The organism is bacterium Scap17 (assembly GCA_013376735.1).
Lineage (GTDB): Bacteria > Pseudomonadota > Gammaproteobacteria > Pseudomonadales > Halomonadaceae > Cobetia.
In genome coordinates this window covers 1,860,928-1,885,500 of sequence record VINJ01000001.1, presented here as the reverse complement: position 1 = coordinate 1,885,500, position 24,573 = coordinate 1,860,928, and the positions used below count along the sequence as shown (strand labels likewise).

The 24,573-nt window shown below is 59.5% G+C and carries 24 protein-coding genes; 11 read left to right on the top strand and 13 right to left on the bottom strand.

Annotation, left to right across the window (positions count from 1 at the left end):
• Positions 1–58: 58 nt before the first annotated feature.
• From FLM52_08230 to FLM52_08200, 7 genes are all read right to left on the bottom strand, one after another.
• Positions 59–505: a hypothetical protein gene (locus FLM52_08230; protein NVN55771.1), complete on the bottom strand. Its 447-nt coding sequence runs from the start codon at positions 503–505 to the stop codon at positions 59–61.
• A 109-nt stretch (positions 506–614) separates the two neighbouring features.
• Entirely contained in the window at positions 615–1,346 is a 732-nt protein-coding gene (locus FLM52_08225; protein ID NVN55770.1) for a cytochrome c, read from the bottom strand.
• Between the two features lie 200 nt (positions 1,347–1,546).
• Positions 1,547–1,957, bottom strand: coding sequence for a hypothetical protein (locus FLM52_08220; protein ID NVN55769.1), 411 nt, complete (start codon positions 1,955–1,957; stop codon positions 1,547–1,549).
• A 208-nt stretch (positions 1,958–2,165) separates the two neighbouring features.
• Positions 2,166–2,948, bottom strand: coding sequence for a copper resistance protein B (locus FLM52_08215; protein NVN55768.1), 783 nt, complete (start codon positions 2,946–2,948; stop codon positions 2,166–2,168).
• A 9-nt stretch (positions 2,949–2,957) separates the two neighbouring features.
• Positions 2,958–4,910, bottom strand: a complete 1,953-nt coding sequence (locus tag FLM52_08210) for a copper resistance system multicopper oxidase (protein ID NVN55767.1) — start codon at positions 4,908–4,910, stop codon at positions 2,958–2,960.
• Between the two features lie 84 nt (positions 4,911–4,994).
• Positions 4,995–6,335 carry an ATP-binding protein gene (locus FLM52_08205; protein ID NVN55766.1) on the bottom strand — a complete coding sequence of 447 codons (1,341 nt, stop codon included), beginning with the start codon at positions 6,333–6,335 and terminating at the stop codon, positions 4,995–4,997.
• A complete protein-coding gene (locus FLM52_08200) occupies positions 6,307–6,981 on the bottom strand; it encodes a response regulator transcription factor (GenBank protein ID NVN55765.1) in 675 nt (224 codons plus the stop codon). The genes FLM52_08205 and FLM52_08200 overlap by 29 nt, the downstream gene beginning before the upstream one ends.
• Before the next feature lie 307 nt (positions 6,982–7,288).
• On the opposite strand from FLM52_08200, the gene FLM52_08195 reads away from it, so the two are divergent.
• Complete coding sequence (locus FLM52_08195; protein NVN55764.1) at positions 7,289–8,095, top strand: sulfite exporter TauE/SafE family protein; 807 nt, start codon at positions 7,289–7,291, stop codon at positions 8,093–8,095.
• Between the two features lie 241 nt (positions 8,096–8,336).
• Here FLM52_08195 and FLM52_08190 read toward each other — a convergent pair whose 3' ends face one another.
• Positions 8,337–9,803: an aldehyde dehydrogenase family protein gene (locus FLM52_08190; GenBank protein NVN55763.1), complete on the bottom strand. Its 1,467-nt coding sequence runs from the start codon at positions 9,801–9,803 to the stop codon at positions 8,337–8,339.
• Positions 9,804–9,939: 136 nt separating this feature from the next.
• Between FLM52_08190 and FLM52_08185 the strand changes: the two genes are divergently transcribed.
• Together FLM52_08185 and FLM52_08180 are read left to right on the top strand one after the other, a co-directional pair.
• Positions 9,940–10,152, top strand: a complete 213-nt coding sequence (locus tag FLM52_08185; GenBank protein ID NVN55762.1) for a DUF3820 family protein — start codon at positions 9,940–9,942, stop codon at positions 10,150–10,152.
• 115 nt (positions 10,153–10,267) lie between these two features.
• On the top strand, positions 10,268–10,684 hold the full coding sequence (locus FLM52_08180) for a hypothetical protein (protein NVN55761.1): 417 nt from the start codon (positions 10,268–10,270) through the stop codon (positions 10,682–10,684).
• Positions 10,685–10,690: 6 nt separating this feature from the next.
• Here the strand turns inward: FLM52_08180 and FLM52_08175 are convergent, their stop codons facing one another.
• The 4 genes from FLM52_08175 to FLM52_08160 form a co-directional block, all read right to left on the bottom strand.
• On the bottom strand, positions 10,691–11,779 hold the full coding sequence (locus tag FLM52_08175; GenBank protein NVN55760.1) for an NAD-dependent epimerase/dehydratase family protein: 1,089 nt from the start codon (positions 11,777–11,779) through the stop codon (positions 10,691–10,693).
• Positions 11,780–11,840: 61 nt separating this feature from the next.
• Positions 11,841–12,224, bottom strand: coding sequence for a hypothetical protein (locus tag FLM52_08170; GenBank protein ID NVN55759.1), 384 nt, complete (start codon positions 12,222–12,224; stop codon positions 11,841–11,843).
• Between the two features lie 83 nt (positions 12,225–12,307).
• Positions 12,308–13,939, bottom strand: a complete 1,632-nt coding sequence (locus tag FLM52_08165) for a BCCT family transporter (GenBank protein ID NVN55758.1) — start codon at positions 13,937–13,939, stop codon at positions 12,308–12,310.
• A 279-nt stretch (positions 13,940–14,218) separates the two neighbouring features.
• Positions 14,219–15,475, bottom strand: coding sequence for an aminopeptidase P family protein (locus FLM52_08160; protein NVN55757.1), 1,257 nt, complete (start codon positions 15,473–15,475; stop codon positions 14,219–14,221).
• Positions 15,476–15,676: 201 nt separating this feature from the next.
• Here FLM52_08160 and FLM52_08155 point away from each other — a divergent pair, with 201 nt between their 5' ends.
• The 6 genes from FLM52_08155 to FLM52_08130 all read left to right on the top strand — a co-directional run bounded on the left by FLM52_08155 (position 15,677) and on the right by FLM52_08130 (position 20,643).
• Positions 15,677–16,591 (top strand): LysR family transcriptional regulator, encoded by a 915-nt coding sequence (locus FLM52_08155; GenBank protein NVN55756.1) that lies wholly within the window; start codon positions 15,677–15,679, stop codon positions 16,589–16,591.
• 173 nt (positions 16,592–16,764) lie between these two features.
• Positions 16,765–17,163: a helix-turn-helix transcriptional regulator gene (locus tag FLM52_08150; protein NVN55755.1), complete on the top strand. Its 399-nt coding sequence runs from the start codon at positions 16,765–16,767 to the stop codon at positions 17,161–17,163.
• Positions 17,156–17,587, top strand: a complete 432-nt coding sequence (gene arsC / locus FLM52_08145; GenBank protein NVN55754.1) for an arsenate reductase (glutaredoxin) — start codon at positions 17,156–17,158, stop codon at positions 17,585–17,587. The genes FLM52_08150 and arsC overlap by 8 nt, the downstream gene beginning before the upstream one ends.
• Before the next feature lie 66 nt (positions 17,588–17,653).
• Positions 17,654–18,388, top strand: coding sequence for an arsenical resistance protein ArsH (arsH, locus tag FLM52_08140; GenBank protein NVN55753.1), 735 nt, complete (start codon positions 17,654–17,656; stop codon positions 18,386–18,388).
• 61 nt (positions 18,389–18,449) lie between these two features.
• Positions 18,450–19,763 carry an arsenic transporter gene (locus FLM52_08135; protein NVN55752.1) on the top strand — a complete coding sequence of 438 codons (1,314 nt, stop codon included), beginning with the start codon at positions 18,450–18,452 and terminating at the stop codon, positions 19,761–19,763.
• 160 nt (positions 19,764–19,923) lie between these two features.
• A complete protein-coding gene (locus FLM52_08130; GenBank protein NVN55751.1) occupies positions 19,924–20,643 on the top strand; it encodes an SDR family oxidoreductase in 720 nt (239 codons plus the stop codon).
• A gap of 146 nt (positions 20,644–20,789) precedes the next feature.
• On the opposite strand, the gene FLM52_08125 is transcribed toward FLM52_08130, so the two are convergent.
• Positions 20,790–21,713, bottom strand: coding sequence for a LysR family transcriptional regulator (locus FLM52_08125; GenBank protein ID NVN55750.1), 924 nt, complete (start codon positions 21,711–21,713; stop codon positions 20,790–20,792).
• A gap of 300 nt (positions 21,714–22,013) precedes the next feature.
• Between FLM52_08125 and putP the strand changes: the two genes are divergently transcribed.
• A complete protein-coding gene (gene putP, locus FLM52_08120; protein ID NVN55749.1) occupies positions 22,014–23,498 on the top strand; it encodes a sodium/proline symporter PutP in 1,485 nt (494 codons plus the stop codon).
• A gap of 162 nt (positions 23,499–23,660) precedes the next feature.
• Positions 23,661–24,530, top strand: coding sequence for a DUF1989 domain-containing protein (locus FLM52_08115; protein ID NVN55748.1), 870 nt, complete (start codon positions 23,661–23,663; stop codon positions 24,528–24,530).
• Positions 24,531–24,573 lie beyond the last annotated feature (43 nt).

The following is a 24,573-nucleotide window of genomic DNA, read 5'->3' as shown; positions in this document are numbered from 1 at the left end:
TGGCTCACACATCAGCTCACGCCGATGGCCGGCATGAGAATGAGAACGTGCGGGGGAATCAGGGCGTGCGTGGCGTGATGACGAGCGTGAAGCCGGGGTCCTGCGGGATCAGGGGCGGCAGACAACGCACCTCATGACCAGGCAACTGGCGGGCAAGACATCGGGTCAGCGTCGCAGGTTCACAGGCGCTGACCCATGCCGGCCTATCAGGCTTCTCGCCCCGCCAGTGGACGGCATGCATGCCCCATTCCGGCTCCAGCATGTGACGTGACAGGGTCTGCCAGGCCAGTTGATGGCGACCGCTGCCCGACACGATGCGCGTGGACAACGGCAGACGTTCGACATCACAGGCATCGATCACGATTCGCAGGCGTGGATGACGAAGAATCACCTCGACGAGTCTCGCGAGTTGCTCGCCCTGCTGCCAGTTGGCACTGATGCGACAGCTGATCGCCACGCAGGATGCCGGCGTCTCTGCCAGCACATCGAGAATGTCGCCGTGCACCACCTCTTCAAGCTGAGGCCGGCTCTGGCATCGTACGCCTGTCAGGCAGGTCATGTTGTTTGCGGCTGGCCGTGTACGTCACTTCCGATGCCTGATGCTGGCCCTGGCCTCAATGTTGATGCTCTGCATCATGTGATGAGTGAGGATGATCCTCAGCCCGGCCACTGTCCTTCGGCTCATGATTCTCTTTCGGCTCATGACTGCCCTCCGGCTCATGGCTGTCTTGTAAATCAGCAGGCCCATCAGCTTCCCTAGCGTGATGTGGTTGGCGGGTGTCATCGTCATGATGCGATGACGGTGATTGTGCAGTCTCGCCTCCGCCATGTTGATGACCATCACTTGCTGCCACAAGAGCCGTATAACGAGCAGCACTCATGTCCGGTAGCTCTTGCATGAAAGCGACCATCTGCCAGATATATTCATCCTGCATGCTCTTGCCCCATGCCGGCATTCCGCTGGCTTTTATCCCATGCTTGATGACCCAGAAGCGCTCTTCAGGCTCACCATGCATATCCGAAGATACAAAATTCGGTGGACTGGGGTAAAGCCCCTTGCTGAGCTCTGTCTCTTGCATGCCTGGCGCGAGATGGCAGGAGGCACACATCGATGCATAATTGCCGGCCCCCGCCACTTTCATGGCTTCATCATCGAGGGGTGGCGCGGCGATATCACTCGCGTGGCTTTCGATCGAACGTTCACGCGCCGTTTCAAGAATTCCATGGACCCATGACCCATGCGGATCATCTGCCGCGACACTGACGACGCCGGAGTAAATGACTCCGGCCCCTGCTGCCAGCAGCACCATGAATGCCAGACACATCCCCAACAATAATTTCTTCATGTCGCCCCCCTTTTAGACGGCAAGAATAGTCAATGACAAGGCTGTCAACCAAAGCGAAAAAAAAGGCCGACGAATGCCGGCCATCAACACGATCCAGAGTGACGCCTTATTTACAACACAACATCAATGAATAATTTTCAAATATCGCTCAGCAATTTACATTAAACCTATCATTGATCATCTTTCGCCATAACCACCTCTTATTCAAAAGCAACATTTAGAGAATAGCTACGCCCATTTTCGTCAGCCGAACCACTTATTGAATTTCCTGCGACCTCCAATTGGTAATAGCCTTCTTGGACATCCTGCTCCAGTGAAAAATGCCCATTATCATCAGAGGCTGTCGCGACGACATTTCCTTGTGGGTCTCGTAGCACAGCAGTCATCAGGTTGTTCTTACTCGAATCAGCTGCAAAATGTCGACTGCTGATCTTTAGAACTGCATCATGTTCAACGGCTATTTGGAAACGCAATGGCTTTCCAGCCACAAGTCCATATGTTTCTGAAACTCCAGCCGAAAGAGTCGGAAGACGGCTATGCTCATCATTGGCCTGCGTCACAGCGGTAAAAAAAGTCATGGTAGCAGCAAGTAACAGCGTTGATGTTTTCATGAAAATCATCTCTTTATGGGTTCACTTATCATCATGGCAACACAACCTGAAAACATCCTGAAAATAGAATAGATTATCATCACATTGTACAAAACCATAAGACATAGTCTCCCAATCAAAAGGCCATTCTGCATATTCATGTAAAACATGATCACGCAACTACACCACCGCTATTCAATTGAAAAATGTCACTGCCATCCTGACTCCTCTAGAACATCATGCGCACACCGACCACGACAGCCGTATCCTCCACATCCTCACCTTCTTCACGCTGCATATCGGCGGTTTCGCCATACTCTCTCTGCCAGTACATGCCGACGTAAGGCGCTACCCGCCGAGTTATCTCATAGCGTGCACGCAAGCCGATTCGTACTGAGTTGAGGCCCGTCCCAATCCCCTGCTGCCTGGACTCATTGGCAGCGAACACCATTTCACTACGTGGCTGTAGATACCAGCGCTGGGTCAGGCGCACATCATGTTCAAGCTCCAGGCTGGCAGTCACGATACCTTCCTCTCGGTACTGCACTGCGGCATCCGTCTCGATCCGGTAGGGGGCGGTCCCCTGAAAGCCGAAGACCCCATATACGCCTTCATCATGATCATCGTTGAACACACCACCCTGATAGCCAGCTCCAACCTGGAACTCCCAGAAATCGGCAACCAGGCGACTGTAGAGAAGCTCAAGGGATTCAAACTCGGCTTCTTCACCATCGCCTTGGACATTCTCCCCTTCTGACTTGAGATAGACGCGGTGGGTATCTCCGCCATACCAGGCCTGAAAATCCCACACCAGGGAGTCCTCTCCCTTGTCCGGAAGGCTATATTCCAGGCGATCGAAAACTGCGCTCCACTGGAGATGTTCGGCCATGGGCGATGGCCATGACGCCGGGGCATCATATCCATCCTGGGCAAATGCCTGGGAGGCACCAGCACTGGAGAATAGACATACCGTCACGCAGGCAAGACGAAATGAATGCTGACTGATTGACATGATGACTCCTCAGGAAACCTTTACGACACGGAACATACCTGCATCCATGTGGTACAGAAGATGACAATGGAAAGCCCAGCTACCTTCTGCATCGGCAGTGATCAACGCTGAGACGCGCTCACCGGGTTTGACATTCAAGGTGTGCTTGCGAGGGATCAGGTCACCGTGGCCATTCTCGAGCTCCATCCACATCCCATGTAAATGAATGGGATGCTCCATCATGGTGTCATTGATCAAGATGAGACGGAGGCGCTCATCTTTATGAAAATGAATAGGGCCATTGACTTCACTGAACTTCTTGCCATCGAAGGACCACATATAACGTTCCATATTGCCGGTCAGATGCAACTCCATCTCGCGCATGGGCCCACGTCTGTCCGGCCATGGTGAATAGGCCTTGAGATCCTGATAGACCAGTACACGACGCAGCGACTGGTCCAGACCGATTCCTGCCTGGTCATAACGAGCCCCTTGCTGAGCAGCACCCGCCATCAGCATGCCGCCCTGGGCTGCATCGGCTTGCAGGCCAGTCATCTTCGAATGGTCCATACCTGCCATCTGCGAATGGTCCATGCCCGCCATCTGCGAATGGTCCATACCTGCCATCTGCGAATGGTCCATGCCTGCCATCTTCGAATGGTCCATGCCCGCCATCTGCGAATGGTCCATGCCTGCCATCTTCGAATGGTCCATACCTGCCATCTTCGAATGGTCCATGCCCGCCATCTGCGAATGGTCCATGCCCGCCATCTGCGAATGATCCATGCCCGCCATCTGCGAATGATCCATGCCTGCCATCTGCGAATGGTCCATTCCAGCATGAGCGCCCATGGCCTCCATCCCGCGATCAGCGATCTGCCGTCGTTCAGGTACGGGCGCCTCCATTCCGGGGCGGGGTGCCAACGTGGCTCGCGCGTAGCCACTGCGGTCCATGGCTTCGGCGAAGATGGTGTACGCCTTGTCATCTTCCGGTGTCACCAGCACATCGTAGGCTTCCGCCACGGCAATACGGAACTCATCCACTTCAACCGGTTGCACTGGCTGACCATCTGCCGCCACCACGGTCATCTTCAAGCCGGGAATGCGTAAATCGAAGTAGCTCATTGCCGAGCCATTGACGACACGCAGACGCACTGTTTCCCCACGCTTGAATAGCGCGCTCCAGTTTTCTTCTGGTGAATGACCATTGAGAAGATATGTATAGGTACTGCCGGTGACATCGGCAATATCCCGTGAGCTCATGCGCATCTCTGCCCACATGCTGCGCGACTCGATCGTGTCCACCCAACCACCCCGTCGTACATCCGCAAAGAAATCAGCGACGGTGCGCTCCTGGTAGTTATAGTAGCCTTCCATGGTCTTGAGATTGCGAAATACGGACTTGGGGTCTTCGAATGTCCAGTCAGTCAGCAGCAGGACATGCTCACGATCATAGGTGAAGGCTTCGGGTGTTGCGGAGTCGATGATCAATGGACCTGCGTGGCCTTCCTGCTCCTGGAGGCCTGAATGACTGTGATACCAGTAGGTACCGCTCTGAGTGACAGGAAACCGGTAGGTAAAGGTTTCGCCCGGTGCTATCCCTGCGAAGCTGATACCCGGCACGCCGTCCATTTCCGGAGGAAGTATGATGCCATGCCAGTGAATGGAGGTTGGCTCATCGAGCAGGTTTGTCACCTTGATGACAGCATCCTGCCCCTCCTTCAAGCGCACCATGGGCCCGGGACTACTGCCATTGATGCTGATAGGACGAGCGAATTGCCCGGCAATGTCGATGTCTTCACGTCGAATGACAAGAGAGATCTCGGGCCCATGCTCAACCCCTTGGGAGTAACCTGATGTGCGCCCCCAGGGGTTGGCCCAGGCGGGTGCCACGCCTGACACCATTGCGCCCAGCCCCAGGGCAGAACCTCCCTTGAGCAACTGACGACGTGATACAGAAAATTCAGACGGTTTTGGTGCCATGGCCGTTGCTGCTCCCGAGTCATGAATGAAGAGTCATGACATGGATGAAGCCACGGCAAGCTGAAACGAACCTGAATGGAGTGCCTATTTGCGTGTGGACAGATGCACCTCGGCTCTCAATCCCCCTGCGCCGGCTGTTGAGTAGCTCACGCAACCAGCGTAATGCTTGACGAGATGGGCAAGAATGGAGAGCCCCAACCCATAACCCGGGTGAGTTTCGTCCTGACGCCACCCACGCTCGCCAAGATGGGCCAACTGTGCCTCCGGCACCCCCGGACCATCATCCTCGACGCAGAGCACGATCTGGTCACTCTCTATCGTCAATCGGCATTGCACCTGATTGACAGACCACTTGCCCGCATTATCCAGCAATATGCCGAGCATTTCGGTGAAATCCTGTGTCTCGACATTCACCCAGCTATCCGCATGCTCATTAGATACGCCCAGACACTCCAGCAAGAAGGTACGCTGCGGATAGATCCCCTGGAACATCTCGATCAAGCGCTGGGCCTCTTCAACCGGGCGTGTTGTCTGACCGGCGCGCGGGCCAGCAATGCGGGCTCGCCTGAGTTCTGTCTCCAGCTGGGAATGAATCGTCTCTACACGTTGCAGCATCTTGCCACGACGTACCTCATTGATCGGTCGCTTGCCACGCAGCACCTGTGTCAGTGCCGCCAGAGGTGTCTTGAGCGCATGGGACAGATTCGCCACAGACTCTCGTGAACGAGTCAACCTAAGATCAAACTCATCCAGCAAGGTGTTGAGCTGTGATACCAGCGCATCAAGCTCGGAAGGGGCCTCAAGCACAATCCGCTTTCGATACCCGGACTGAAGTTCACTCAATTGATGGCGCAGGACACTCAACGGCTTGAGCCCCCGCCTTACCGCCAGCAGATTGAGTGATATCAGAATCCCCCACAACAGGATGGCGCTGGCGGCGATCCACCAATGAACTCGGGTCAAGCCCTGCTCCACTGGCGAGAAATTCTCGGCAATCAACAATTGCACCGCGTCCCCGCGGATATCGAAGACGTGCCGATAGACCAACAGTGGCTGTTGCTGAAACTGATGCATGAATAACGCATCCCCCTTGCCCTCAAGCAAAGGGAGCATCTGCGTCGGCAAGGCAGGCAACGAGGTACTGACCTTCTCCCCGACTCGCAACACATAGAAATGATGAAAGCTCAGAGATTCCTCACGGGCCGCTGCCATGAGCTGGGCAACAGGCCGCTCATCCTTCTTGAGCAAGGTGACGATATGCGATGCCTCATCCTTGAGACGCTCCCCAAGAAAGTCCTTCGCCAGCTCGTGGAGAAAGAAGCCATGCAGATACCAGGCAAACAACACCACCGCGAGGGATGCACCTCCCAGGCGGGTCAGCAGGCGAAAACGAAGGCTACGACGATCGATGTGAAACAAGCAGATACCCCTGTCCGCGGCGGGTCTGTATCAAGTCCTTGCCCAGGCGGCGGCGAAGGCGAGCGATATAGACTTCTACCAGATTGGGCGCCGCGGCGTCCTGCTCCAGGGCATATAGCTGATCCAGCAACTGTGTCTTGGAGTGCACTCTGTCTGGATGATGCATGAGGTACCGTAACAGGCGAAATTCGGTGGCCGTCAAGCTCGCCCACTGCTCTCCATCACAGCACACACGCTGCGCCTCTTCATCCAGCTGAATTCCGCTCACCTGAAGATACCCATGACTTGCCCCTTGACGACGCCGAAGCAGCGCATGAAGACGTGCCAGCAACTCTGCTTCATGAAATGGCTTGGTCAGGTAATCATCTGCCCCGCTGCGCAAACCGACGACCTTGTCTTCCCACGTGTCACGGGCCGTGAGAATCAGTATCGGAATATCCACCTGACCTTGACGCCAGCGCTTGAGCAAATCCAACCCGGAGCCGTCCGGTAGTCCCAGATCCAGAATGGCCAGCGCGTACTGCTCGGTTGCCATGAAGGCTTGCGCATCATTCAAATTGGAGGAGACATCCAGTCGATAACCATTGTCCTCAAGCAGCTCGGCCAGGCTTTCCGCCAGCAGGTCATCATCTTCAAGCAACAACAGCTTCATGCCAGCTTTCTCCTGATCCACAAAACACCCACTGAACACTGCGGCATATGGCTAAACCAACATGCCATGGTAAGCCTCACCATCCTATAGGGGAAAGCTGATCTCTAGCTGAAAAGACAGCAACATGCAATTTCACCAACACGCGAAGCCGCTCGAATCTCCTAGGCGCTATCCAGCCACGCACGCTTGGCTGGATAGCGCCTCTTGGTCACGGTAGCCTTGCACGCCTGTCAGGCAGGACATGCATCATGTCGGCTGCCTGAGCCCCTATTCTCTCTCTATTGGCTAATTGCACAGGATGCCCGCAATGCTCGCAAGTCCCGCCGATATTCCCTACCTCGCAAGCCTGCTTGAGGGCCTCGCGCAGTATTTCCCGCTCTCGCTATCTATCGTCTGCACGTTGCTGCTGCTTGCCCTGCTGACGTCAGCCATGTCCGCAGCTGTCGGGGTCGGCGGCGGCACCCTGCTGATCATGTTCATGGCGCAGTTGATGCCTGCCGCTGCCCTGATTCCGGTGCATGGCATGGTGCAGCTGGGCTCCAACGGCGGGCGCATGGCGATGACGTGGCGCCATATCGACATGCGCCGCCTGTTGGCCTTTCTGCCCGGCGTGGCGCTGGGTGCGCTGGTCGCGGCCTGGGTGTTGATCCGCTTGCCTGAAGGGGTACTGGAGCTTTCCATCGCGCTGTTCGTGCTGTTCACCTGCTGGGGGCCGGCACTGCCTAAGCGAGCTTTGAGCCGCACGGGCACCTTGATCGCCGGAGCCATCACGACTTTCCTTTCGAGTCTGATCGGTGCCAGCGGCCCACTGGTCGCGAGCTTCATCAAGCAAGGCGGCGGCGAGCGTCACGCCAAGGTGGCGACCTTCGCGGCCTGCATGGTCGCGCAGCACCTCACCAAAGCCTTCATCTTCGGCATGGCAGGGTTTCTCTTCCAGGAGTGGTTGCCCCTGATCGTGCTGATGATCGGCGCGGGCCTGATCGGTACCCGCCTCGGACTGCGCTTTCTGGATCGCGTCTCCAACCGGCATTTCGATGGCCTGTTCAAATGGGCGCTGTCATTGCTGGCGCTCAGGCTTGCCTGGCTGGGTAGCGCTTCTCTGATCAGTCATTGATCCGCCGTCAGGCGCGCCCTGATCCGCTTCTCACGCACGGCTCATCTGGCGGTCGCGCTGATGATCACAGCATGTGTCCCTGTCCTCTCGACAGGGATGCCTTGGGTGTCACACTGAGCTGGCTCTTTGCCTACCTCGTCCATCATGACACGTCAGCATTACCTACCATCAAAAGCGCCCCGCTCAGGCATCAGGCTGAGCGGGGCGCTGCTTGTCATGCGTCAACTACAGGTCAGAGACATCAGAACGGATATTGGCGGGGCTCGACCTGCAGGCTGACCCACTGGTCGGTGGTGAATTCCTCAAGCACCCAGTCGCCATTGAAGCGCCCAAGGCCGGAGTTCTTCTCGCCACCGAAGGGCGCGCGCGGGTCATCGTTCACTGGCATGTCATTGACGTGCACCATGCCAGCCTCGACCTGGCGCGCGAAGCGCTCGCCACGTGCGATATCCGCGGTGAAGACGGACGCCGAAAGGCCATATTCGGTGCCATTGGCAAGCTCCAGCGCGTGAGCTTCATCACGGGCCTTCTGGATGCCGACCAGCGGACCGAAGATCTCGTTGCGGGCCAGACTCATGTCATTGGTGACCTCGGTGAACACATGCGGCGGCACCAGCTGACCCTGCGTCTCGCCCTCAAGCATCACCTGGGCGCCCTCGCCCTTGGCCGTCTCGATCATCTCGAGTAGACCATCACGCTGCTTGGCATTGATGATCGGCCCGATGACGGTATCGTCCTGTGCGGGATCGCCGACCTTGAGTGCACGGGCACGCGCCACGAAGCGATCGACAAAGGCGTCATGGACCGACTCATCGACGATGATGCGGTTGATGGCCATGCAGATCTGCCCCTGATGGAGGAACTTGCCGACCAGAGTGGCGTCCACCGCCTGCTCGATATCCGCATCATCCAGCACCACGAAGGGACTGTTACCACCCAGTTCCAGGGCAACGTGCTTGAGATGATCACCACCGACGGCGCGCTCGCCGATGCCCTTGCCCACCTGGGTGGAACCGGTGAAGGAGATCAGCCGCGGCACCTCGTGATCCACGAAGGCATCGCCGATCTCGCTGCCGGAACCGACCACCACGCTCAAGACGCCGGCAGGCAGGCCCGCCTCCTCGAACAATCTGGCCAGCAGCAGGCCACCGGTCAGCGGCGTGTCACTCGCCGGCTTGATGACGACGCTGTTGCCAAGCGCCAATGCCGGTGCCAGGGAACGCTGGGTCAGATGCAGCGGGAAATTCCACGGGCTGATGATGCCGATGACACCCAGCGGCTTGCGAAAGACACGGCTCTCCTTGCCCGGCACCTGAGCCTCCATCGCCATTCCGGCCACGCGGTTGGCCATCGCGGCAGATTCCAGCGTGATCGCGCGAGCCGCGGCCAGTTCCGCCTGCGCCTTGATGCGAGTACTGCCGGACTCACGAATCAACCAGCCGAGCAGCTCCTCGCGTCGCTCGTCCATCAGCTCCACCGCCTTGTGCATCACGCCCGCGCGCTCGCTTGCCGGCGTCTGGGCCCAGTCAGGCTGGACATCGCGCGCCTTGCGATAGCTGGCGTCGAGATCCTCGGCGTTGGCCATGGAAATCGAGAGCAGCGAGCTCTGATCGAAGGGGTCCAACACCTCAAGCGTCTTGCCGGCTCGTCCGGCACGCCATTCACCGGCGAGAGGTAGCTGCTCCAGGTTCTGGTAATCGCGAGGCATGAGTCTCTCCGTGCTATGGGGTTATAGGAGACATGGCGATAGTGTGGCAAAACCCAACCACCGCAACTCAGCTATGCCAGAATGGCACCGCCAACTGAGAGCATCCCCCCTACCGAAACCGAATGAGAGTCAAAGGATGAGCCCTGAAGACCTGCAGAAACTGACGACCCGCCAGATGCCCTATGGCAAGTATGCCGGACGCCTGATTGCCGACCTGCCCGGGGATTATCTGGGCTGGTTTGCGCGCAAGGGATTCCCGCAGGGCGAGATCGGTCGCCTGCTCGCGCTGATGCACGAGATTGATCACAACGGGTTGAATGCGCTGCTGGAGCCGTTGAGAAAACGCTAAAGCCAAAGAGAATTATGCTGTCGATTAAGTTGATTTAAATATACCTGCGAGCAACCAAAATATATGATGGTCATTGCATGCTCCTAACTTCATGCCCACTATTTCTGAGGCAATCATGACACGCACACTAATAACAACTGTACTCATGCTTACCATTACAGGTTGCTCTACTACGCCAATTTCATCATTAGATGCCGACCCCGTCCCTCCTGAACGAATCTATGCACACAATCAACCTTTACAGGAGGAGCATGGGACATTGACTCTGACCCGTGATAGTGGGCTGTTAGGCAGCGCTTGCGGGATCATTGTAAAAATCAATGGAGTTCTAACCGCCAAGCTTGACCCTGCAGAAACTGTCTCGCTGGATCTTACTCCGGGTACATATATCGTCAGCGCTTCAGCGGATCAAGGGCTTTGTGAGACTGGAGTAAAAGAAGTGAAAGACACCATTACTCCCAATACAACAATACGCTATAGAATGGGGTATGACCCAAGCGGAACACTGGGGCTTTTCCCGACAATGTATTGACCAAAATCACGACAGGCGGCCGCTGGCCTCCAGTTGATCGAACATGTCGTGCAGCGTCGCCTCGAGGGGCCGGTAGATCAGACCCAGCTGCTCGCGACTGCGGGTATTGTCGAAGACGAAGGGATGGCCCACGTTGCGCGCGACGACCTTGCGGGTCACGGCCTTGTTGGCCAGCGGACCCGCCAGCCACACCAGCCATTTGGGCAGCTGGCGAGTGGGAATCGCGTACTGCGGGCCGGCGTGACGGCGCAAGGCCCGCCCCAGCTCAATGAAGCTTGAGGAATGCCCGGCGACCAGGTGACGCCCATTGGCCGTGGGCAGAAATCCCGCCGCCAGATGCGCCTCGGCCACATCCCGCACATCCACCACGCCCATGCCGTAATCCGGCGCGCCTATCCTGAGCGTGCCATCACATAGCTGCGTCATCAGGTTGAAGGATTCGCCGCGCGTGTCATCGCTGATCGCGGGGCCAAGCACCAGCGAGGGGTTGATCACCACCAGCCGCCAGCGTGACTGCCGCTCGGCGATCTGCCACGCGGCCTGTTCCGCCAGCGTTTTGGAGAGCGAATAGGCCTGATGGGTCAGGGACGCGGTGGTGTTCCAGACACTCTCGTCGAAACAGCCGCCCGGGGTGTCTTGAGCATCGGCATTGTCGCTGTAGATGGCGGCACAGCTGCTGGTCAGCACCACCCGTTCGACACTGGCCTGACGATTGGCCTCTTCCAGCACATTGCGCGTGCCGTCCACCGCCGGACGCACCAGATCGCGTTCGGGATCCAGGACGCTAACCACGAAGGGTGAGGCGGTGTGAAAGACCACCCCACAGCCTGCCATCGCCTGAGCGTAGGAGCCCTGTTCGAGCAGATCACTGGCGAAGACACGCAGCTCCCCCGGCAAGCGCTCGCCCAGTGCCATGAGCGCCGCCAGACGTTCGCTATTGCCGGGATCGCGCACGGCGGCATGCACCGTCAGGCCCTCTTGCAGCAAGCGACGAATCAGCTGCCCCGCCACATAGCCGGTCGCGCCGGTCACCAGTACCGGTCGCGATCGCTCCAGCCCTGCCAATGAAGTTTGCGTAGACGCATTGAGCGGCATGGACGGACTCCCAGAATGCAGTCATTGGCGATCTGACGGCACAATGTACGCGGCAATGGCGTCAGGCAGACAGCCTGACGAACCAGGTCCACAGACCGCCCAGAATCAGCGACTCGGCGGCGAAGCGGAACAGATGGCGCATCTCGATGCCATCCAGCATCAGTCCCATCAGACGGGCCGTCATGATGCCGGCGATACCGGCCACCGCGAGCGTCACCAGCACCGGCAACAGACCCAGGCCGATCGGCGGATACATCAGCAGGTACCCCACCGCGATGACCCAGCCCCAACGAATGCGCCGCGAGATCGCCGCGCCGGTTTCCTTCGGAACAGTCAGCGGGGTGTCGTTCGGGCCCTTGAAGCGGTTGACCAGCTCCGGCACTGCCGCCAGCAGCACCCCTGCTGTCAGCACGAAGCCGCCCAGAATCTGCAATACCATCATCATCGCGCCATCTTCCCTTATCCGGTAATTAATGGCGCACATGCTACCAATACTGTCGGGCAAATGCCTGACTTAAGCCACCGGCATCAGGTTGGCTCAGCCTCGTTCACGGCTGGCAGGTCGCTGGGCTCACGCCACAACGACATGAATGTAGCAACGCACATCAGGATCATCAGCAACGAAAACGGCAGAGAAGCGATGAGCATTGCCTTCTGAATCGCCGCCAGGCCACCCGCCAGAAGCAATGAGCCCACCACCAGTGTCAGCAACACACCCCAGATGATGCGGTGACGGCGCTCGTTGGTTTCCTCTCCCCCGGCCATGATGGCGTTGAGCACCAGCACGCCCGAGTCCGCACTGGTCACCAGATACGTGATGATCAGAATCAAGGTGCCGCCGACAATGACATGGATCAAGGCGCCGGTATCCAGGTAATCCAGCGTCACGAACAACACGGTGGCGATATGATCACGCACGGTTGCCAGAATCGTGCCTTGCGCCAATCCGCTGGTTTCCATGTGCAGACTGCTGCCACCCATGTAACAGATCCATACGAAGCACATGAGACTGGGAGCCACGACCGCCCCCAACACGAATTCACGAATCGTGCGACCACGTGAAATACGCGCAAGGAAGAGCCCGACGAATGGCGCAAAGGCAATGAACCAGGCACGCTGCAGAATGGTCCAGTCGACCTGCCACTGGCCTAACGCACTCGTCACCGGCCAGGTTTGAAAGCTGCGTTCCGGCAGGGTTCTCAAATAATCCCAGGTCGCGGAAACCAGCAGTTCACTGGCAAACAGACGACTGCCGAACCAGATGAAGACGGCCAGCAGGGCAAAGGACAGCAGCATGTTGAACTGGCTGAGCCAGTTGACGCCGCGCTTCACTCCGGTCACTGCGGACAGTGTCGATAGCCCCATTATCACGACGAGTGTCAGGATCAACGGCAAGGGGCGTGGAATACCGGCGGAGTCCAGCAATTCAGTGCCCGGCATCACGAAATCCAGCCCTGCCACCAGCTGACTGACACCGGCGCCCATGGTGGTGGCCACGCCCAGAGTGGTTGCGACCACGGCGATGATATCCACGGCGTGACCCAAGGGGCCATCCAGCAACCGCTTGCCGAAGATGGGCATCAAGGTACTGCGAATGGTCAACGGCAAGCCACGACGGTAGGCGAAATATCCCAGCGCCAGCGCCACAGAGGCATAGATTGCCCAGGCATGCAGCCCCCAGTGCAGGAAGGTATAGCTGACGGCACTTTCAATGGCCTGCTCGGACCCCGCCTGCACCTGGCCTGCCGCGATATCCGGATTGAAATTGAAGTGCGAGACAGGTTCCCCGATGGAGTAGAACAGCAGCCCGATGCCCATTCCGGCGCCGAACATCATCGAAAACCAGGCAAAACGCGAAAATTCAGGCACTTCATCATCACGTCCCAGTCGCTTGCCCCCCAACGGCGACACACACAGCACCGTGCAGAACACCAGGTAGAAGGCGACGGCATAGACGTAATAGAGATTGAAGTGCTCAAGCATGGTCTGATTGATCGTGGCCAACAGCGCTACGGCCCGATCAGGGAGGGCCACGGCAAATGCCACGAGAAGAGTGATGATCAGTTTGCTGATCAGCGTCACTGGAATGTTGAGTCCTCGATATAACCCCGTTTTCTGGCAAGTGATTGTGATACTGCTGTCATTCACATCGGACGACATGTCTTTACCTCACGTCAGTAGGCGCGCAGCCAGCCGTCCCTCACGCGCCATAGGCACTGGTACATGAAGGAAGCAGACAATGGCGGCACGATCATTTATTGGAATTATGGTGATCTGTGTCTCTACATCTGTGTCACTACGAAACGCGTCAGGAGATTGCGATCAGGCAGCTGCCCGACCGAACACCCCGGAGTATGAAAACAACGTCATTGCAGACGGCAGACTGCGGGCCAAGGAGTGCCATGGCGCTGCTTGACCAGCAGCGCCATCCTGAAATCATCAGTTCAACAAGGCTTCCTCGAACGGGAACTTGCTCAGGATCTCGAGGCCGTCTTCGCGCATCACGCACTGCTCCTCCAACTTGACGCCTTCCCCGGCTTCGGGGTCGCCGATATAGCTCTCGACGCAGAGCACCATGCCCGGCTCGATCACGCCGTCGTAGCCTGAGACGGCAAAGTCGGCATGGTGATACAGGTAGGGATATTCGCCGGTCATGCCACAGCCATGGGCAGAGAGGTAATAGCGATTGGCATGGAAACGCTCGGGGATGTTCCAGGCCTTCTCGGAATATTCACGGAAGCTCATGCCGGGACGCAGGATGTCGAGATTGTGCTGTACCTGCTCATGGGCGGTGCGATACAGCAGCTTCTGGGTCTCGGTCGGCTTGTCAGGGCCAACGTGGAAAGTGCGCGAGAAGTCGGAGTAATAGCCGTGGCAGCCGACGACGTCAGTATCCAGTGCCACCAGCTCGTTGGCGGCCAGTCGCTTGGACGCGGTTTCCTGGAACCAGGGATAGGTGCGCGGGCCTGAGTTGAGCAGGCGAGTCTCACAGTAGTCGCCATTGTCAGCGATGATGGACTGATGCAGCACTGACCACAGCTCGTTCTCGGTGATGCCGGGGCGAATCGCTTCACGCAGACGTCCTACGCCGCGCTCGGTAGCACGCAGCGAGGCCACGACACACTTGAGCTCTTCGTCAGACTTGATGGCACGTGCACGTTCAAGCGGTGCCTGGGCATCGACGACGCGCGCGCCCAGACGATCAAAGGCGATGGCGGTCCCGGCATTCATGCGCTCCATGCCGATCACCGCTTTCAGACCGCACAGCTCGGTAATGGTCGCCAGCATCTCGCGCGCCCATTGCTGTTCACGCTCAGCGATATCGTGACCTGCCGCAACGAAACTGGCAGTCATGGCCGGGCGCACTTCGTCGATGGTTTCCAGGCCATCGGCGAGATGCTCACAGCCCGTGAATTCGAACAGCACACTGCGATGCTGGGTCAGCAGCAGGTAACGCGCCGGAGTATTGCGAGCGCTGAAGACCTGCATGTTGCGTGCGCCGCTGGCATAGCGGATGTTGACCGGGTCCGAAATGATCAAGGCATCAACACCTTGGGTGTTCATCTCTTCGCGCAGGCGATTCTGTCGATAACGACGCACGGCCACCAGGTCGATGCCTTCACTTTCAGGGGCATTGTCCTGAAGCTCCAGCGGGTGAAGGTCACTACGGTCGGCATGCCAATCAAGTTCATTCATGTTTGCTACCCAGTCAGGTCACGGAGTGTCATGCTGATAGCCCGTAGTCATCTACGGAATACCCTATGCATCACGATGACATCAGTGTGAACCTGATGATTCTAGCTGTGTATAGCCTCAATCCTGATCAACCTTGATAACTTGAAGTCATCAAGCATTGACCTATCAGCCAACGTTACCCTCCTCGTCTCGGAGCCCTGCATGAAGAGCTTTCGTCATCGCCTTCCGCCTCTCAACAGCCTGCTGACCTTCGAGGCAGCCGCGCGTCACGCCAACTTCACGCGTGCCGCCAGCGAATTGCATATCACCCAGGCTGCCGTCAGCCGTCAGATCGCCATCCTTGAGCATCACATCGATACCAAGCTGTTTCATCGCCATGGCAGACGCGTCTCTCTGACCGCAGCAGGACAGCAGTTGAGCCAGCGCCTGGCGACCAGTTTCGACTTCATGATCGACGCACTGGAGAGCGTCAGCCGCCCTTCTCCCAATGCCCGCCTGACACTGGCCGCCAACAGCGCCATCTCACACCTATGGCTGGGGCCGATGTTGAATCGACTTCGCGCCACCCAGCCGACGCTTGCCAGTGGCCTGCGCCTGATCACTGCAGATCATCATCGCGACATCCTCACCGAGGATGTGGATCTCGCCATCTGCTATGACATGGCGCCGCATCCGGATTGGCAATTGACCCCTCTGTTCACCGAGACGCTCTATCCGGTGGCGTCACCCGACTTCATCGCCGAGCTGCCACAAGGTGCCCGCGACTGTCGGGAGCTACCTCTGCTGGCGGCTCTGCCACTGCTCGACTACGAGCGCCTCGAACCCAACTGGATCAACTGGCCACGCTGGTTCAGTGGCATGGGCAAGCCGGGACTTACGCTCAATGTGCAACGTCAATTCACCAGCTACCATCTGGTGCTGGATGCCGCATTGGCCGGGCAAGGCGTCGCGCTGGGCAGTCATCAGCAAGTCAGTGCATTGGTGGCACGGGGACAGCTTGTGCGGCTGGGGACACTAGAGTATTCCTCCGGCTGTGATTACTGGCTCGCGGCGCGTCTCGAGAGCCAGAACCCGCGCCAGGCAGCGTTGGCCAGCTGGCTGCATGAGCAGGTCTAAGATGGCCATCACGAATACTGATGGCTGTCAGCCCAAGACAGGGGGATGAAGATCGAGCGCTGAAGATCGAGCGCTGATGACCGAGAGCAGAGAGCAGACTTCCCATCCGCAGCACGCTGATCTATCATCGCACCATCGTCATTTCGACAAGTCTCGACATATGGACAGATCAAATGAATGACTCCGACAGCCTGCCCGACCCGCAGGCCACGCTGGACACCTTCGCGGCGCTCTCCCAGGCCACGCGTCTGGACACGTTTCGCCTGCTGGTCCGCCATGAGCCACAAGGCCTGCCCGCCGGCGAGATCGCCCGTCGTCTCGAGGTGCCGCACAACACGCTCTCGACCCATCTGGGCGTATTGAGCCGCGCGGGGCTGATCCACTCCCAGCGCGAAGGCCGTTCGCTGATCTACCGCGCCAACCTCGAGCACATGCTTGCCACCGTGCAGTTTCTGGTACGTGACTGCTGCGCGGGCTCCTCGGTGGTCTGCGACCCACTGCTGGCCTCGCTCATCGTGCCCGACTGCAGCGCCTCCTCCTGCCCTCCACAGGAGTCTCACGACGATGACTGATTCCGTCCGTACTTCCGGCAAGATCACGATGTATCACAACCCGGCCTGCGGTACGTCACGCAATGTGCTGGCCATGCTCAAGGCCTCCGGCGAGACACCGAAGGTGATCGAGTATCTGGTCACCCCGCCGACGCGCGAGACGCTGGAATCCCTGATTGCCGCCATGGGAGGTGGCCCGCGCCCGCTGCTGCGCCGCAAGGGCACGCCCTATGACGAGCTCAATCTGGATGACCCGGCCTTGAGCGATGCGGCGTTGATCGACGCCATGATGGCCCACCCGATCCTGATCAATCGCCCCATCGTGGTCACGCCGCAGGCCACGCGTCTGTGCCGCCCGTCGGAGGCGGTACTGGAGCTGCTGGACAATCCGGTCGCGCACTACACCAAGGAAGACGGCGGCGTCGTCCACGCCCCCAGGACCTGAATCATGAACGCACACACTCCCGACACGTCGCACCTGCCGACAGGCGACACCATGACCAATGAACTCATGACCGATGAGATGAAAGCGGCACTCGCCGACCTGCCCAATATCGATGCCGAACACTGGCGACCGCTGGAGATCGATCGCCTGGTCGGGCCGGATGCCCCGCGTCACGCGCCGCGCATTCTGGTGCTGTACGGCTCCCTGCGTGAGCGTTCCTTCTCGCGCTTCGCCGCCGAGGAAGCGGCGCGCCTGCTGCGCGCCTTCGGTGCCGAGGTGCGCCTTTACTCGCCGGCCGGCCTGCCATTGCCGGATGACTGCGAGGCCGATCACCCCAAGGTGCAGGAGCTGCGCGAGCTGGCTCAGTGGTCCGAAGGCATGCTGTGGGCGAGCCCGGAACGTCACGGAGCGATGACCTCGATCATGAAGGCGCAGATCGACTGGATCCCCCTGTCACTGGGCGGCGTGCGCCCCACTCAGGGCAAGACGCTGGCCGTCCTGCAGGTCAGTGGCGGTAGCCAGAGCTTCAACAGTGTCAACCAGATGCGCATTCTGGGCCGCTGGATGCGCATGTTGACCATCCCCAACCAGTCATCCGTGCCCAAGGCCTTCAATGAATTCGACGAGCATGGCCGCATGCGCCTATCGCCACTATATCTGCGAATCGTCGATGTCTGTGAAGAGCTGATGAAGTTCACCTGGATGAACCGCGACCGCAGCGCATATCTGACCGAGCGCTACTCGGAGCGTGTCGAGAGCGCCGAAGAGGTCTCCCGTCGCGTCAATCAGAGCACGATCTGACGCCATTCGTGGCCGCAAACGCGGCTTCTCACTGACTCTTCACCCTCGACAAGGAGACCTCATGCTTGCCTTGGCAATCTTCGCCATCACGCTGGCACTGGTGATCTGGCAGCCACGTGGGCTGGGGATCGGCACCAGCGCCCTCGGCGGCGCCGTGGTCGCGCTGGCCTGCGGCGTGGTCAATCTGCCGGATGTGCTGGTGGTCTGGGATATCGTCTGGGACGCCACCTTCACCTTCGTGGCGCTGATCATCATCTCGCTGATCCTCGATGAGGCGGGTTTCTTCAGCTGGGCGGCGCTGCATGTCGCGCGCTGGGGCGGCGGCAACGGACGCAAGCTGTTTCCGCTCATCGTGCTGCTGGGCGCGGTGATCGCGGCCTTCTTCGCCAATGATGGCGCCGCCCTGCTGCTGACGCCGATCGTGATCGCGATTCTGGTGCGTCTGGAGTTCTCGGCGGCGACCTCGCTGGCCTTCATCATCGCCACCGGCTTCGTGGCCGACTCCACCAGCCTGCCACTGGTGATCTCGAATCTGGTCAACATCGTCAGCGCCAACTACTTCGACATCTCCTTTACGCATTACGCCGCCGTGATGGTGCCGGTCGATCTGATCGCGCTGGCCGCCACCCTGATCGTGCTGTGGCTGATGTTCCGCAACGAGCTGCCGCCACACTATGCGCTGGAGAAGCTCGAGGCACCGTCGGGCGCCATCAAGGACCCGCAGGTATTTCGCGCCGCCTTCCCGCTGCTGGGGGTACTGCTGGTGGCCTACTTCGTGACCGCGCCGCTGGGCATCCCGCTCGCTATCGTTACCGGCAGCGCTGCGCTGATTCTGCTGGCCATCGCCGGGCGCTGGTTGGGCAGCGGCGATGCCGTGATCGAACTCGGCCCGGTGCTGCGCGGTGCACCGTGGCAGATCGTGCTGTTCTCGGTGGGCATGTATCTGGTGGTCTACGGGCTGGGCAATGCCGGCCTGACCGATCACGCCAGCGACATCCTCGCCTGGCTTGCCAGTCAGGGCGAGCTGGCCGCCACCCTCGGCACCGGCGTGCTGGCCGCCGTCACCGCCTCGGTGATGAACAACATGCCGGCCACGCTGATCGGTGCGCTGGCCATCGACCACCTCAGTGCGCAACAGGTCAATGACGCGACGCGCGAGCTGATGGTCTATGCCAACGTGATCGGCAACGACCTGGGGCCCAAGTTCACCCCGATCGGCAGTCTCGCCACACTGCTGTGGCTGCACGTGCTCGATCAGAAGGGCCATCACATCAGCTGGGGGCAATACATGAAGGTCGGCCTGATGCTGACGCCGCCGGTGCTGATCGCCACCCTGCTGGGGCTGTGGGCCTGGCTGGGCGTGCTCAACGGCTGATCGCGACCCGCCGGGGTCATCGACGATGATGGCAATGAGCGCCAAGGGAGGATTAGTAATCCTCAGGCAACAATAACGTGAATTGAACCGCGATTATCTCTTCTGCGGTGCATGCCATACTGCATGCCGTTGTCTGATTAGTCCTTTTCTGGAGTCACTCATGAAAAAATTGATCGTCATCACCGGTGCCAGCGCCGGCATCGGTACTGCCATTGCTCAGACACTCAGTGCTGCCGGGCATCCGCTACTGTTGCTGGCACGCCGTGTGGACGCACTCGAGGCACTGGCGCTCCCGAACACGCTGTGCGCCAGCGTCGATGTCTGCGACAAGGCCGCCATCGAATCGGCCATCGCCGAAGCTGAGGCCCACTACGGTGAAGTAGATTGTCTGGTCAACAATGCCGGCACCATGCTGCTGGGCCAGATTGCCGACCAGGACCCCGGCGAGTTCCAGCGCATGCTGGATGTCAATGTGATGGGCGTCCTCAATGGCATGCAGGCCGTCCTTGGCAAGATGCAGGCACGCAAGGGTGGCACCATCATCAACATCAGCTCGGTGGCAGGACGCAAGACCTTCCCGGGACACGCGGCTTACTGTGGCACCAAGTTCGCGGTACACGCCATGAGCGAGAACGTGCGCGAGGAAGTCGCCGCCGACAACGTCCGCGTGATCACCCTCGCGCCCGGTGCTGTCGAGACGGGACTGATCGATCACACCACCAGCGACGAGATCAAGGACGGCTACAAGGCGTGGAAAGAAGAGATGGGCGGCGTGCTGGCACCGGAGGATGTCGCTGCCAGCGTCCACTTTGCCTACCAGCAGCCTCAATCCGTCTGTATCCGAGAAATCGTGTTGGCACCGACAGGCCAGCAGCCCTAACGCGCATTTCCGGATCGCGCTTCACGTGTTCCCGAGATGAACCCGGGCACGCCTCAGCCCCTGCCGAGCCTTTCGGTGGGGGCTTTTTCGTGCCAGCCAGTTCATGCCAGGCAGTTCATGCAATCCACCCACTCAGGCGTCAGATATCAGGCATCAGCAATATATCCACTATCCGCCACCTCGCCCTCAGCGGCGATCTGCTCGCACATCCAGTCTCGGAACTGTTTCACGTGCGTCGCGGGCTGCGGATGATGAAACAGCCAGTAGGCACGCTGACGGTTGGCAGCCATCTCGAACAGGCATTCGAGGGTTCCGTCCCCAAGCTCATTGCGGATCAGACGTGGCGGACACAGCGCGACCCCCTGCCCCGCAACCACCGCCGCACTCAGCAGGCTGAAGTCCTGATAGAGATCGCCCTTGTCGAGCTGAGGGGGATACAGGCCACAGTTGTTGAACCAGTCATGCCAAGGCTGGCGCGACTGATCATGCAGCAATTCAAGCTTGAGAAGATCCGCTGGCTGACTCGGGCGGCGGTGGTGCTCCAGATACAGGGGGCTGGCCACTGGCTGGGTGGCCCCGGAGAACAGCCGGACTCCCTGTACGGTCCTGGCGGGAAGCTCATCCTGCCAGGTGATCATCACATCGACTTCCGGCAACAGCCCTCGTGCACTGATCCCCGCATATTGCAGGCTGACCGCGATGTCGGGGCACTGCTCACGGAAACTGTTGAGTCGCGGTATCAACCAGCGCACCGCCACCGAGGGCAGGCAACTGACACGTAGCTGGCGTCGGTGCTGCCTGCCGAGTGCTCCCACCTCGAACTCGGCCACCGACTGCTCGATTCGGGCAAAGCCCGCCTGCAGGCCATCCGCGAGTCGGCGTCCGGCATGGGTCAGCACGACACCGCGTCCCGCCCTTTCCAGCAGGCTCACCTCCAGAGCAGCTTCGAGTCGACGTATCTGATGGCTGACCGCCGACTGGGTGATATTCAATTCGTGGGCCGCCGCACTGAGGCTACCCAGGCGCGACACGACTTCAAAGGCATTGAGCGATGAAAGACTGGGGCGCATCGAGGTTTTCCTGTGATCAAGCCAAGCGAGCCGCCAGCGATCGACGCTCAAAGTGACGCATGACGACAGGCTATGCTCTGCAGATACAACGTCCTGTCATGACGATGGCGTCATCACATCTGACTCATGACATTCAGTCATGTATCAAACGATAAATGGTCACTTTTTTGCAACCCGGCTCATGGATAAGGTGAGGATGTCAGTGCCGGCACACTCGCTGTCAGGCAGCCACCTGCTGCAGCACGACACCACTGTTGAACAATAACAAGACGCCTTGGCGTCACCATGAGGTCTCCCGGGATGAACTTACCTGTCCTGCTGTCATTCGGACTCTATTTGCTGCTGATGCTGGGCATCGGCATCTACTTCTATCGCATCACCCACGATCTATCGGATTACATCCTCGGGGGACGCGGCCTGCCGCCCAGCGTCGCTGCCCTCAGTGCCGGGGCCTCTGACCTGAGCGGCTGGGCGCTGATGGGCCTGCCCGGCGCCATCTTCAGCGGTGGCCTCTCCCAGGCCTGGATCGCGGTATGGACGCTGGTCGGTGTCTACCTGAACTGGACGCTGGTCGCCGAGCGCCTGCGTGTATTCACCGAAGCCGCTGGCAATGCATTAACGGTGCCGGACTACCTGGAAGCGCGTTTCGAGGACCGCTCACGCGTGCTACGCACCCTATCATCCGTGGTCATGCTGGTGTTCTTCACCTTCTATGTCTCGGCGGGTCTGGTCGGTGGTGCCGTGCTGTTCGAAGGCCTGTTCGAGATCGATTATCGGGTTGCCCTGTGGCTGGGTGCACTGGTCATCGTCGGCTATACCTTTCTCGGCGGATTTCTCGCGGCCTCCTGGACCGACCTCGTCCAGGGCCTGATGATGGCGGCTTCCCTGTGTGCCGTGGCTGCCATGACGGCTATGGCGCTGTTCGGCGATGGGGCAGCCGCTCCGGCAGCGGCGCAGGATGTCGCTCCCATCGGTGGCATGCTGGAAGGCGTGACCTTCCTGGGCATGCTGTCACTGGCCGGCTGGGCCATTGGCTACTGTGGCCAGCCCCACGTAGTGGTGCGCTTCATGGCCGTACGCAAGCGGAAAGATATCAAGGTCTCCCGACGTATCGCCCTGCTGTGGTCCGCCATCACGATGGCGGCGGCGGTCGCGGTGGGTGTGCTGGGGTATTACTGGTTCGGAGGTGAGCTGGGTGACGGTCTCACGGACAGCGAGCGCGTCTTCATCACCTTGAGTCAGATCATGCTCAATCCCTGGGTGGCAGGCTTCATTCTTGCGGGTGTGCTGGCCGCGATCATGAGCACCGTCGACTCCCAGCTGCTGGTGTGCTCCAGCGCCATCGCCGAAGACATCTACCGCGGCCTGATTCGTCCCAAGGCGTCACAGCAGGAGCTGGTCTGGTTGAGCCGTGCCAGCGTGATCGGCATCGCGCTGCTTGCCACCGTAATGGGCAGCGAGCGTGACAGCAGCATCCTCGGCCTGGTGTCCTACGCCTGGGGTGGATTCGGCGCCGCCTTCGGCCCCGTCATCCTGCTGTCACTGTTCTGGCGCGGCATGACCCGCAACGGCGCCATTGCCGGCTTGATGGTCGGCGCGCTCAGCGTCGCGATCTGGAAGCCGCTGAGCGGCGGGCCGCTGGGAATCTTCGACATGTTCGAGGTCGTCCCCGGCTTCCTGTTCGCCCTGATCGCCGTCGTCATCGTCAGCCGCATGAGCACAGAACCTGCCGCTAGCGTCTGCTTCGACCGTCTGATGAAGCACTGGCACCGCGAACAGGCATGATCCCGCGCGAGAGAACCAAGAATTTCTCTCTGGCCCCCACAGAAACCGCCACTGCCGGCCATCACACTTGCCGGCAGTGCTCGCAAGCCCCGGCCGGGCAGCGAATTCCAGGCAGTCCGGCCTGGTCATCAGATCCAATTTCGACTCACGAGGAGTCCTGCCATGAGTGATGTACCTGCCGCCTATCAAGCCAGCAAGGGATCGATTCTGGACGTCGATCGCGACTTCTACGACAGCCTCACCGAAGGCAAGGCTGAGCGCACGCTGATCGCGACCCATAGCGTGCCGCTGCGTGATGGCCTGGCATGGGAAGTGCCGGCGGGCCACGTACTGCGCATCAAGATCACCGAAGGCTCACAGGTCGGCGATTTCAACATGTGGAATCTGCACAACCCGCGTGAGCGCATGTGGGCGTCTCGCACCCGCCAGCTGCAGCGCGCGCATGTCAGCACCTATGATCGCCTGTGGTCGACACTGCCCTACCTGCGCCCGATGGCGACCATCATCGATGACACCCTCGCCGACTATGGCGTCGATGCCGAAGGCGGCCGCGTGCATGACCTGCTAGGCACGCGCTGCGACCCCTACGTGAATCGCCTGTTGACCGGCGAGGACTTCGATCACCACTGTCACTCCAATCTGGTTCGCGCAGTGGCGCCCTGGGGGCTGACCGAATTCGATATCCACGATGTGCTCAATATCTTCCAGTGCACCGGTCTCAACAGTGAAGACAAGTACTTCATGAAAGCCTGCCCGGCACGCAAGGGCGATTACCTGGAGTTCTTTGCCGAGACGGACCTGCTATGCGCGATGTCCTGTTGCCCGGGCGGTGACCTGTCAGTCGACCTGTGGGGCCCTGATGCGCGTGACCCGCTCGAGACCTGCAACCCGCTGGGTGTCGAGATTTACCGACTGGAAGGCGATGTTCTCGCAGGCTGGGAGTCGCCCAAGGTCGCGGCTTATGCTGGCAACCACGGCCGCCAGCACCCCACCACCGATTGGGCCGCCATCAAGCGTGAGCGCTGCTGCTGAGGCGGCTCATGGCTCGCTGATCGCCTTTGGCGGGTACTGATTA